Origin of the sequence: Dialister histaminiformans (assembly GCF_900103425.1) — a bacterium.
GTDB lineage: Bacteria > Bacillota > Negativicutes > Veillonellales > Dialisteraceae > Allisonella > Allisonella histaminiformans.
On record NZ_FMXA01000014.1, the window covers coordinates 1 to 12,098 of the forward strand.

Below are 12,098 nucleotides of genomic sequence, written 5' to 3' on the forward strand. Positions count from 1 at the left end.
AAATAGTTCAAAATCCTTCAGGTTACTTCTATTCTTACAAGAAAAAACGGTCTGGCAGTTTTCACAATGCCAACGCTGACTTCCTGCCTTTGTCTTCCCATATTTATGACAGGGAAACCCACAATAGGGACATCTTATTTTTCTCATAAACTCCTCCTAAAACACATTTAAGTCCTGATAAAAAAATAAAAGCCTATTTCTCCAGTATTGGCAAGGGTTTTGAGACTTTTTACCAACACGTTTTGTCCACCCTTATAAATCTTTTCAAAAAAAATAAATGCCAATGAAGCCCGATAAACACTGGCTCCATCGGCATTAAAACCAACACGAAATGTCCTATATCCCAAAATTCATCTTCATAATATAACGATAGTTTTCAAATAAAAAATGCGGACCTTTTCGGTCATCCCGTCAGGTCCGCATTTTCATTATTTATGTCTTAATCAGGCTTCTGCAATGGTCTTGCCGAGTTCTCTGCAAGCTTCCAGTGCATCGTCATCCGGATAGCTGTAAGCCTTTACCGGTTCTGCAGCCAGGGTTACGCCGGCTTCTTCCAGACGGGCTTTCCAGTTCATAATCCAGTCCCCTTCATTCCATGCGTAGGAACCGAAAATACCTACCTTCTTGCCAGCCAGATCCGGGAGCAGTTCTTCGAAAAATGGTTCGAAATCGTATTCTTCCAGGCTTTCATCACCCATAGCCGGGCAGCCAAGGATAATCTTATCAAAAGTTGCAACTTCAGCAGCGCTGGTGTCGCCTACAAAATTCAGTACAGTTTCCGCACCAGCATTCTTTGCGCCTTCTTCTACAGCCTGTGCCATAGCTTCTGTATTGCCAGATCCAGTCCAGAAAACAATTGCCACTTTATCCATGTTGAATTCCTCCTACATATCGTAAATCAGGCATTTACTACCTGTATCTTTTGTTATATTACTGATAAACCATATACTTGTCAAACAGGAAATTCAGGAATCTGTTTCCGACTGTACGGACCGGCTTACCCGGGGAACCAGACGGATTTCCTTTGGCTGTTTACGCCTGGAAATCATCCCTTGCAGCGCCTTTCCGAGTTCCGGTCGGCTACCATCGGAGCAGACTATGCCCAGCCAGATTTTCGCGTTATTTATCTGAAGAACCACATTCCAGGTTTCCTTATAGGTGATGCCCTTTTCGTTTTCCGTAAGGGTGACCTGTCCTTCCCAGCGGTGACTCTTACCTGCTTTCACCTGTTTAAGAGGTGTACTTTCTGAAAATACCGCTTTCTGATTTTTGAAATACGTATTCATCCAGGAAGCAATGGAGTCCATCTGTTCCACCTGGCTCAGATTGGAATCCGTAAAAATTCCTGCTTCCAGCATAAATGGATATCCTACTTCCCCGGACAATGCCCAGCCGTAAGAATAATCCGGCGGTGCCTCATAGGTCAGAGAGTAGAAATTCCCATTTCTGAGCCCTTTATGATTCCAGTAATCAGATGTACTGCGGCCTTCATTTACTGCATTCAAGGTGGCCTGCGCCCCTTCGGCCACAGTGACTCCTGCAGGCAGCTTCATAGAGCCTATCCCCGGAAGTTCAAAAAGGTTATCTGCCATACCTGCCGTTGGGATCATGCATATCATTCCCAACGCCGCCAGTGTGACTGCCCATTTTCTACTGTTCATTATTTACCAGCCTTCTGTCTTGCCTTTGCCCAGCTATCGCGAAGTCCTACAATGAGGTTTGCAACCGGCTTACCTTCTGTGGTATCCGGATCCAGAATGAAATATCCCTTGCGCAGGAACTGGAATCTATCTCCTGCCTTGTAATTAAGAATAGCCGGTTCAGACTTACCATGCTTAACTACCAGTGAATTCTTATTAATCTTTTCCATGAAATCCCGGCCATCATCCACATCGTCCTTTGGAATCAGGTAATCGTACAGACGGCATTCTACATCAACCGCTGTCTTTTCAGCGACCCAGTGAAGAGTGCCCTTAACCTTCCGGTCTGCCCCCGGTGTACCGCTGCGGGAAGAGAAGTCTACTGTACAATGAATTTCCTTGATTTCTCCCTGTTCATCCTTAATGACTTCATCGCACTTAACAATATATGCACCTTTGAGACGGACTTCCTTGCCCGGAGTCATGCGGAAGAACTTCTTTACCGGATGTTCCATGAAATCTTCGCGTTCAATGAAAAGATTTCTTCCAAATGGTACTTCTCTGGTCCCTGCTGCCGGATCGGATGGATTGTTTTCCAGAGTCATATATTCGGTCTTATCTTCCGGATAGTTAGTAAGAACCACTTTGATTGGGTCAACCACCGTCATAATTCTTGGTGCCTTATCCTTCAAATCTTCTCTGATGCAGTATTCCAGCATACCTACATCGACCGTACTGTTGGCTTTAGCTACACCGATCATATCGCAGAAGTTACGGAGAGATTCCGGGGTATAGCCGCGTCTTCTCAGTCCGGAGATGGTTGGCATACGTGGATCATCCCAGCCGGAAACCACGTGTTCTTCTACCATGCGGCGGAGTTTTCGCTTGCTGGTGATCATGGTTGTAACATTCAGGCGGGCAAATTCAATCTGTCTTGGCTTTTCTTTGCCATCAAAAGCATTGTCCAGGCACCAGTTATACAGTGGACGTCTTTCCTCAAATTCCACAGTGCAGATAGAATGAGTAATGCCTTCCAGTGCATCAGACAGCGGATGAGCAAAGTCATACAGCGGATAAATGCACCAGGTGTCGCCTGTTCTGTGATGGGTCGCCCGAAGGATACGATAAATAACCGGATCGCGCATTACGATATTCGGGGATTTCATATCAATCTTCGCACGAAGTACCTTGGATCCATCCGGATATTTTCCTGCCTTCATTTCTTCGAACAGCTTCATATTTTCTTCTACCGAACGGTTTCTGTACGGGCTGTCAATTCCCGGGTGTTCCAGATCGCCGCGGTTCTTTCGAATTTCTTCACTGGTCTGATCATCTACATAGGCAAGTCCTTTGCGGATGAGTTTGCATGCGAATTCATAAAGCTGAGGGAAATAATCAGATGCATAATGAACCGGTTCCTTCCACTGGAATCCCAGCCACTTTACATCATTGAGTATGGAATTGACGTATTCCACATTTTCCTTCGATGGATTGGTATCATCAAAACGGATATTGGTTGCGCCATGGTATTTAAGACCAATGCCAAAGTTAAGGCAGATACTCTTAACATGACCAATATGCAGATAGCCATTTGGTTCCGGCGGGAAACGAGTCAGTACTCTGCCATTGGCGTACACATTATTTTCAATATCCTTATTGATTTCTGCCTCTATAAAATTAGAAGCTTCAATTTTTGTATCCATTTCTGTTCCTCCAATATGAATAGCTTTTTTTATATTCTATCACATGAAGCCGTATGTAAACAAAATACAGCCCTGACTCCTGCTGACAAACATTAATGCGAAAAAAGCTGGCTGTGTTTTCAGAAAAAAAGCGAAACACGGCCAGTCTCTTTTCATGCATTCTGCTGTAGGAATGCTTATTTAACCTTATTTCTCAGTGTGCCAATAGGATCGATGGTGATTTCCACTTCATCCCCCTTGCGGAGAAACTGCGGTGGATTCATTCCCATGCCTACGCCCTGAGGTGTACCCGTAGCAATGACATCGCCAGGAAGCAATGTCATGCCAGAAGAGAGTACTTCAATAAGCTTCGGAATAGAAAAAATCAGATCCGCTGTGGAACCTTCCTGGCGAAGATGTCCATTCACCTTGGTATAAATGGTAAACGGCACTGGCCAGGATCCCACCATGACGGTCGGTCCCATGGGGCAGAAGGTATCAAGGCTCTTGCCACGGAACCACTGTGCATGTTTCTTCTGCAGGTCCCTGGCAGTTACATCGTTGATAATGGTGTATCCATATACATATTTCATCGCGTCTTCTGCCGCAATATTGCTGCCTCTCTTGCCAATGATGACAGCCAGTTCCCCTTCATAATCCACGGAGCTGGTAATATCCGGGTAACTGTTAATAGTGTCATCCGGCCCGATGACCGAGGTAGTTGCCTTGGTGAAGAACACCGGATTTTCCGGTACTTCTGCCTTGGGATTCTTTTCAAATTCTTTCACATGCGCCGGATAATTCTTTCCCACACAGAAAATGTTCCGCTGTGGATAAAAAGGAACTTCTATGCGGACTTCACTTACCGGAATGGCTTCCACAGCCTTATCCTTTTTGTTCATTTCCAGCATCTGAGCCAGATTCAGAAGTCCTTCTTCGCCCATGGCAATAAATTCTTCCATGGTTTCTGCCAGCGGTATGAAATACGTTTCTTCCAATTCCACGGCAGGAATAATCGCGGTGCCATCGGTAGTCATAACGCCCCACTGCCGAAGGCCTTTATAGTTGAATGATACTAATCTCTGCATAACTTCCCTCTTTTCTTTATGCATCCTATGCATTGCGTAAAAGAATTATAACATAATTTCAATACCCGGGGTACCTGATTCAGAGGCTTACGGAATGTAAATGCGCCTGGTACATTCTCCATGCCAGGTACAGCAGGACTATCCCCGCCAGTATATAGACCATATATATGGGCATAAATTCCGTTATACCCGCTGAAAGAAGCGGTCCTATCATACTGCCCATCTGCTGAGCCGTATTGGACAGTCCAAAGGCCCTGCCCCGGAATGATTCCGGTGTGCATTTGACCAGTGCCGCATTCAATGATGGATTAGCCCCTACAATAAAGCAGCTGACCATAGCCTGACAGACGCCAAACCAGAAGATGGAGTCCGGGATGGACTGTATCAGCATGCCAAGCCCCGCGCCGGATATGGTCATGCAGATGGCACGGTAATATCCCTTCTTCTGACCCAGCCTTCCCCAGAACGTAGTTGTCAGCGCTCCTGCAATGCCGCCGCAGCTCATAATCGTACCGGCAGTAACTGCCACATTACTCATGGAATGCTGCAGTTCGCCGATATACAGTGTCACTACCGGCTGAATCATCATTATGGTCCCCTGAAGGACAAAGTACGCCATGAGGAATTCAAACATAAGCCGGTTGGATCTGGCATATCGTAAGTCATCGACAATGGAACCTTCCTGCGATGTTTTCCAAGGTGCATGGGCAGGTTCTCTTACAAAAATAACAATCGCTGCCGTTACGAGCCAGAGAAACAGGGCCGCCACGAAGAATGAATCCCTCATTCCGATAAGGTGTGAAAGTACCCCTCCCATAAACGGTCCGCAAATGCCCCCCAGGATAATGGATGTCTGCGCAAATCCCAGATAGGTTCCCAGTGCTTTCTCCTCCACCGTGGAAGAGATAATCGCCATGGATGCGGCTACCAGGCCATTGGCAAATCCCTGGAATATACGCATCCCCAGCAGCTGCCATTCATTATGTACAATTCCTCCGAGGAAATAAGAACATCCTATAAGAAAGGCCGCCCGGACAGCCATTCTCTTCTTCCCCCGGGTATCCGCCATTTTACCCCATACAGGCCCCATGATTCCCGCCACAAAAAAAGCGGAAGAAAAAACGAGTCCCGTCCATAAGTGGACACGGGCCTGACTTACCCCCAGTTCCAGAAGATAAAGCGGTAAAAAGGGGATGAGCATAGTATAGGCGGAGGCCATAAAGAACATACTGATTATAAGTACCCAGACACTTCTGTATTTTTTCATAACTTTCCTTTACTTATTACAACGGTATGCCTACGGTGCAGAATACACGAAATGCGGTGAGAAACACAGCATTTCCTGCCGGGCCGGACGTTTATACCCGAGAAAAAACTTAAATGAAAAACGGATTTCTACACTGAAATTCTCTTGTTTTCTGTATATCATTAAACCCGATATCTGTTTCAGCGTCAAGGGAAATCCCCCTGTTTTCTTCGACGACATCAGCATCTTTACCGGAAAACATTTTTGTTTCATCCCGCAGGGCCCTCTCCATAGATATATGCTGACAGAATTCCGGCAGGCACCAACGCATATTCCACAACACAAAAACACCCTCCTTACCTCGGCATGATAAGGAGGATGTTTTATCTGTAAGGTCATCAGATACCGACAGGTCTAATTCTTTCCTGTCCTGTTTACCGCATGGAAATCCGGTTTAGCCATTGCAGCGCGTCATCCATCATATTTATGGTCACAAAATGTCCAAGCCCGGGATAGGTTCGGTATTCTGCCCTGGTATTCGTCTGATGGAGCACATTATAAAAGTGCTGCTGAGCCTGCATAGCCACGGATGCATCCGCTTCTCCGCTTAAAAGCAGACAGGGAATATCTTTCATTTCCCCGGTATGAGCCAGCGGAGTATTTTCCTCAACCTGATTACGCAGCGTCCAGTGACTGGCGAGATTCATATGGAATCGCTGTTCAAAAAAATGATGGCTTTCCATCCAGTCTCCTGATCCGTTCATAGAGATAATTCCGTTCAGGCGGTCCGCATACCGGCTCCCAATCCCCAGAGCAATAAATCCGCCCATTGAATGCCCCATAACCACGGGATAACATCCCATGTCAGCGGCAATAAACGAACTGAGCTCCTCATATTCTTCTGTGGTCGCCAGAACCGTATGCCAGAACCGGTCATAGTCCTGCACACAATAGTAATCAGGCAGAGTCCCTCTCTGCCCATGATTAATCAGTTCAGGGATAAACACCGTATACCCGTATGCTGCCATGAGCAAAGCCTTTGACAGCTGTTTCTCGCTGTCTGTACTCCAGCCATGATAAAAAACGACCGGACGGTTATCGGAGGGAACCCCTGGAGATACTTTAAGTACAGGAACAGGCCCTGCCTTTTCCCATACCGCCCGGGGACCATACAGCTTCAGCATGATTTTCCCTTCCACTCCGGATGAAAGCGATCTGTCCACTTCCATCGATTATGAAGCCAGAACCATTCTTCCGGATACTGACGAATCCAGTTTTCCAGGCGCTGATTAATTTTCCATGTAACGTTCCGTATGGCTTCCTTCTTATTCAGTCCTTCATCCGGTTCGATAGGATCACCGATAATGATTTCATACCGGCCCGGCATTGTCTCATGAATCAACGCGGTCATTACCGGAAGTTTGCAGAGTAATGAAAAATGTGCCGGTCCGGTAGGTGTAAGTGTCATCTGCCCAAAAAACGGAACGCCTATCCCTGTATCCCCTGGATCCTGGTCACAGAGAAGTCCTACAAAATAGCCCTGCTTAATGCGTCTGAGCATGTCCCGGACTCCGGTTTTGTACTCTATGGTCTGTCCTGGCATGGAGCGATATTCTGTCAGAAACCGGTCAAATTCCCTGTTTTTCTGCTGCATGGCCACTGACAGCATAGGATAGCCATAAAGGGCCAGAGCCGCGCCTTCAATCTCCCAGTTACCACAATGAGTTGCCGCCAGAATACAGCCTTTCCCTTCCGCTTTGAGACGGTCCAGCTTTTCCGCGCCCTTTATGGTCACAATATCCCGGATATTATCCTTATTGAGCAGCGGAAAGCGGCACATGGAAACAGCCAGCGGACCAAAGCGAACTGCGGATTCTTTAGCTATGCGGTGCGCCTCCTGGCTGTCCTCGGTTATGCCTGCGCGGAGTATGTTCTGTACCGCCAGCTGTTTACGCCGCTTAGGTACGGCAAACCAGAAGAAATTTCCAAGATGTCTGCCGATTTTGCTGGCTGTGTCATCTGAAACATGGCAGCAAAGCCAGCTCAGACTTTTGAGTAAAAAATAATTTCCAATCATATAAAACCTCGGCATGATAACAAAAAAAGATGCATAACCGCATCTTTTTGTCAAAATCTGCTTATTGTTCCTCTTTCAGCTGCTGTATGGTCTTTTCCAGCTGACGCAGTTTCTTTCGCATTTCCGAAAGATGACCTACCAGTACCTGGGATCGGCTCCATTCTTTATGCGGTCTTGCAGGATATCCCACATATTCACCTGGTTTAGTGATATTCCCTATAACCCCTGTCTTGCCGCCAAGGATAACATTATCCACAATGTGGATATGTCCGGTAATACCTGCCTGTCCGGCCAGTATGCAGTGGTTTCCTATCTTTGTGCTGCCTGCCACCCCTACCTGGGCGCAGAGGAAACAATCTTCCCCTACTTCCACATTATGTCCCAGATGAACCAGGTTATCTATCTTTGTCCCACGGCCTACTACGGTGCTGTTCATAGCACTGTTATCCACGGTACTGCAGGCTCCGATTTCCACGTCATCATGAAGAACTACATTGCCCAGCTGCCGGATGTGGTTGTGGTGTCCCTGGGCATCGGTAGCAAAGCCAAACCCCTGTCCACCGATCACGGCATGTGCGCGAAGCACTACCCTGTCACCAAGCACTGTATTTTCATGGATAACTGCGCCCGGATAAATTTCGCAACCCTGCCCGACAACAGCATTCCGCCCTATGTACACATAAGGATACAGAACTGTGTCATCTCCAACAATCGCACCGTCATCAATAACACAATACGGCATTACGGCCGCTTTAGGAGATACTTTGGCTGTAGGACTGACAACAGCGGTTGGATGAATGCCCGGCTTTACATGGGTTTCGGGATGGAATAATTCCACCAGCTGACTGAATCCACGTTTTGCGTCATCGCATACTATAAGATTCTTTGTGGTCTTTTCCGGCAGCTTGTCTACCAGGATAAGTCCTGCGCGAAATTCTTCCAGGTGTTCTGCATATACGCCCTGTGCGAAGGTTACATGCTCTGGACCAGCATCCATTGCGCCACGAACATCCACAATTTCCTGCTCCGCATTACCATATAATTTGCCGCCTACTATTGTAGCCAACTCCGCTGCTGTCTTTTTCATACATTACCTCACTTTGTCTCAGATGAAGAACTTCCCTGATTCAGTCCTGCAATAACTTCATCAGTTATATCAGTTGCGCCATATGGAACCATACCATTACGCAAAACAATAGTATAGCCCTTATCCTTGGCTATCTTCTGGCACTGCGCTGAAACCATGGATTCTACCTGATTCTGCTTGCTCTGCATAAAAATAGCCTGTTCCTGCTGTGCTTCTGCAAATTTACTCTGCAGTTCATCCTGCGAAAGTCCCTGCTTCTGTGCTGCTTCCAGTCTTGAAGCGATTTCATTATTTTTCGTCTCTATCTGCGCTTCAATTGCCTTGACTTTAGGAGACTTCATGGCAATCGTCTGATAATTAACAACAGCTACCTTTTCCCCAGATCCACATCCGGATACTATAGCCGCCGTAACAATCAGCCCCATACAGGCCAATTTTTTCCACATTGGCTGTTTCATTTATAACTAACCTCCTAGTAACTATCACTAATCAATGTGTTAACCAGATCTCCAGTTACATCTTCTCCAGATACATTGGCTACACATCTGGTAAAAATCATCTTCAATCCTTTTTTCTGAGCCACTTTGGCAGCATCTTTGCGGATATCATTCATCATGTCACTCTTCAGCGCAGCCATCTGAGCCTGTTTAGCCTTAATTTTCTTCTCCCATGCAGCATTCCATTTATCTGCATCCGGAAGGCCGGTTACTCCTGCCTGTGTATTAACTTTTGAAGGTGTCTTTCGATTCTTGATTTCCTCAGCCACACTCTTCGCGTAAGTATCCAGTTCTGTCATAGCTTTGGCTTTTGCGGAAGTCATCTGCTCAATTTCTTCCTTGCTCCACCCCTGCATGGATTCTTTATCCCCAGATGCATACCGGCTGTTCAGGAGCTGTCCAATTCGCTGCATGGTCTCTGCCTTTTCCTTAGAAGACAGATCGAGCACAGTCAGACGGAGCTGAAGATTGGCCAGTTCATTGCTGTCCGCTTCGCTGAGGCCTGTAAGAGTCCCAGTGGACACCTGCTGCGTCTTATGGCTGTCAGAAATCTTTTTGTACAGGTTCTGCAGATTGCGGTTCAGTTCATCTTCCTTCACTTTGACGCGGGACATATATTCATCCTTATCTGCCTGTGCCACCGCTTCTGACTGTATAGCCCTGTTTATCTTTTCCTGATTGGTTGCAATCGAAATAAAGTGCTGCTGTTCCGATTTATAGGAATCCAGCATGTGATTATATTCGGTTTCCAGCTGAAAATATTCGCTATAACGGGGATGAGCCTTAACCACCGTTTCCATATCCACGAATCCATAGACCGGTTTTGCGGTCTGTACCGATTCTGGTTCCGGTTGCCTGTTATGCACAGCAAATAAGATACCTGCTGCCGCGCACAGACAAAGAATCATGGCCCCTGCCTTAACTGGAATCTTCATAATTTATCCTTACTTCTTTGCAGAGCTTGCCTTAGCCGCCTGCTGAGTCATTGCATCAGAAACGTCCTTGGTAATATCTACGCCACCATAAACCACTGCACTCTTTTCTACTACCAGAGAGAGGCCCTTCTTGGATGCAACTGCCTTAGCTGCCGATTCAATCTGGCCCTGCATATCCTTTTCGATAGCCGCACGCTTTTCAGCAAACTGCTGGCTCATATCATTATAGAGTTTCTGCTTTTCTGCGTCAGTCATTTTAGCGGACTTGGTGTCAAAGTCCTTTTTCATGGAATCTGCAGTCTGCTGAAGTTTCTGCTGGTACTGAAGCGCAACCGCCTGGTTATTCTGCAATACTTCCTGCTGATCCACTACACCAATATCAGAATTCGGAGCGGCGTTGGCCACATCTCCCATGGACATCAGCGCCATACCACCGATGGAAAGAATAAATACACCTGCCAGTCCAAGTGAAAAGATTTTAATATTTCTCTTACTTCCTAATGATGACATCATAATAAATAACTCTCCTTCTATAAATTAGCAATCAGCCGCAGCCAACTACCGTCTTCACTATTATACACATATTCCAGCGTCATGTAATTATGCAACTTATAGGAAATGCCTATTTCATCTTCATGGGCATCCACATTTCTGTCATATCTGGCTTCCCATAACCTGCCAAACCCCTGGTGCAGCAGCCAATGTGATTCTCTGTCAGTAAAATCATATTTATATCCTATATAGGTGGATTTGCCAAAATAATGCAGCCATCCGCCATAGAGGTTACCATCTACCGGCCCGGGGTAAAAACGTGCTTCTCCAAATACAACATCATGTTTCTTCACATAATGCCCCAGAAGTCCTTCGATAGCTGTATTTTTTTCTCCGCTCCGTCCCGCATCCAGCCAGGCCTGTCCCTGAATTATCCAGTGATCAGTAAGCGCATCCACCAGAAGTTCTGTTTCACTTCCACAATGCAGATCAGTATCAATTTCCAGATCATACCTTCTGATGAAGGAGTCTTCCTCCAACTGATTCTGCATATATTCCCGGATTTCCTCCTTATGCCGATCCACAAAAGCAACCGGAAGGCCTTCAAGACTCCTCATCGAACCTTCCGCCCTGTTAGCGGCATTATACATGAATAATCTGGGCACTGTAGTTTTCCGGAACGTCAATACGCCCCGACGGACGATTGTCCCCTGTGGAAGCAGCGAAACGTGCACCACTGTATTTTCGCCGGACTCTACATGCAACCGGGCATCAAATTCCGGGAGCGCATTTTTTACAATAGTCTGCCCGGCAGACTGAGATACACTGTCGGCCCATCCGATGGAATCCACCGGAAGTCCTGTCAGAAGCGCATTCATCTCTCCCGGCAGCCCTGCCAGATCTTCTTTAACCAGTGTCTGGGCCAGAGGCGTCAGATTACCGTAATCCACCTCGGTGCGAACGGATTTAATCGTCTGCCCTACCGGCATAAGCACCACATTCATGGTTGTTTCCTGTCCATAGTTCAGAGACATATCGGAAACCACATAGCCAACCACTACCCGGTTCACTATATCCGCCAGTACCTTATCATACTGGTACCGGTTATTCTGGAAGATTTCCGCCTCTTTTCCAACCAGGACCCGATTTCCAATCGAAGCCAGGCTGGCCTCGATTCTCTGTCTGACAGAAGGAGGCATCTCCCCATCTGTCGATGTGAGATTCACATGGACGGACAGAATAGATGCCGCTTCTGAAATCCCCGGCGCCATGGAGAAAACAGCGCTGAGAATCCCTGCATATAGAGCTATCTTCCTGACATAACGCAAAGAAGAAAGCATAAATTAACTCCTTA

13 protein-coding genes are annotated in these 12,098 nt (G+C 46.7%); all 13 read right to left on the minus strand.

The genetic code is table 11. The features are described 5' to 3' along the window. A partial coding sequence (locus BLQ79_RS08525) for a transposase-like zinc-binding domain-containing protein (protein ID WP_456151363.1) occupies positions 1-147 on the minus strand: 147 nt, incomplete at its 3' end. A 296-nt stretch (positions 148-443) separates the two neighbouring features. Beyond that, positions 444-872, minus strand: coding sequence for a flavodoxin (locus BLQ79_RS05730; RefSeq protein WP_091364713.1), 429 nt, complete (start codon positions 870-872; stop codon positions 444-446). 93 nt (positions 873-965) lie between these two features. Continuing rightward, positions 966-1,661 (minus strand): hypothetical protein, encoded by a 696-nt coding sequence (locus tag BLQ79_RS05735; RefSeq protein WP_091364716.1) that lies wholly within the window; start codon positions 1,659-1,661, stop codon positions 966-968. After that, complete coding sequence (locus BLQ79_RS05740) at positions 1,661-3,343, minus strand: glutamine--tRNA ligase/YqeY domain fusion protein (RefSeq protein WP_091364718.1); 1,683 nt, start codon at positions 3,341-3,343, stop codon at positions 1,661-1,663. The genes BLQ79_RS05735 and BLQ79_RS05740 overlap by 1 nt, the downstream gene beginning before the upstream one ends. 176 nt (positions 3,344-3,519) lie before the next feature. After that, positions 3,520-4,410 (minus strand): fumarylacetoacetate hydrolase family protein, encoded by an 891-nt coding sequence (locus BLQ79_RS05745; RefSeq protein ID WP_091364720.1) that lies wholly within the window; start codon positions 4,408-4,410, stop codon positions 3,520-3,522. Between the two features lie 79 nt (positions 4,411-4,489). Further along, positions 4,490-5,677, minus strand: a complete 1,188-nt coding sequence (locus BLQ79_RS05750) for an MFS transporter (protein WP_091364722.1) — start codon at positions 5,675-5,677, stop codon at positions 4,490-4,492. 413 nt (positions 5,678-6,090) lie between these two features. Further along, positions 6,091-6,840 (minus strand): alpha/beta hydrolase family protein, encoded by a 750-nt coding sequence (locus BLQ79_RS05760; protein WP_159427859.1) that lies wholly within the window; start codon positions 6,838-6,840, stop codon positions 6,091-6,093. Continuing rightward, positions 6,834-7,733: a lysophospholipid acyltransferase family protein gene (locus BLQ79_RS05765; protein ID WP_091364803.1), complete on the minus strand. Its 900-nt coding sequence runs from the start codon at positions 7,731-7,733 to the stop codon at positions 6,834-6,836. Before BLQ79_RS05765 ends, BLQ79_RS05760 begins: the two co-directional genes overlap by 7 nt. A 61-nt stretch (positions 7,734-7,794) precedes the next feature. After that, positions 7,795-8,820 carry a UDP-3-O-(3-hydroxymyristoyl)glucosamine N-acyltransferase gene (gene lpxD / locus BLQ79_RS05770; RefSeq protein WP_091364728.1) on the minus strand — a complete coding sequence of 342 codons (1,026 nt, stop codon included), beginning with the start codon at positions 8,818-8,820 and terminating at the stop codon, positions 7,795-7,797. A gap of 8 nt (positions 8,821-8,828) precedes the next feature. Further along, positions 8,829-9,278 carry an OmpH family outer membrane protein gene (locus BLQ79_RS05775; RefSeq protein ID WP_091364730.1) on the minus strand — a complete coding sequence of 150 codons (450 nt, stop codon included), beginning with the start codon at positions 9,276-9,278 and terminating at the stop codon, positions 8,829-8,831. A 14-nt stretch (positions 9,279-9,292) separates the two neighbouring features. Beyond that, positions 9,293-10,252 carry a hypothetical protein gene (locus tag BLQ79_RS05780; protein ID WP_091364732.1) on the minus strand — a complete coding sequence of 320 codons (960 nt, stop codon included), beginning with the start codon at positions 10,250-10,252 and terminating at the stop codon, positions 9,293-9,295. Positions 10,253-10,261: 9 nt separating this feature from the next. Beyond that, positions 10,262-10,765 carry an OmpH family outer membrane protein gene (locus BLQ79_RS05785; protein WP_091364734.1) on the minus strand — a complete coding sequence of 168 codons (504 nt, stop codon included), beginning with the start codon at positions 10,763-10,765 and terminating at the stop codon, positions 10,262-10,264. Positions 10,766-10,782: 17 nt separating this feature from the next. Beyond that, positions 10,783-12,084, minus strand: coding sequence for a Tat pathway signal sequence (locus BLQ79_RS05790; protein WP_091364736.1), 1,302 nt, complete (start codon positions 12,082-12,084; stop codon positions 10,783-10,785). Positions 12,085-12,098 lie beyond the last annotated feature (14 nt).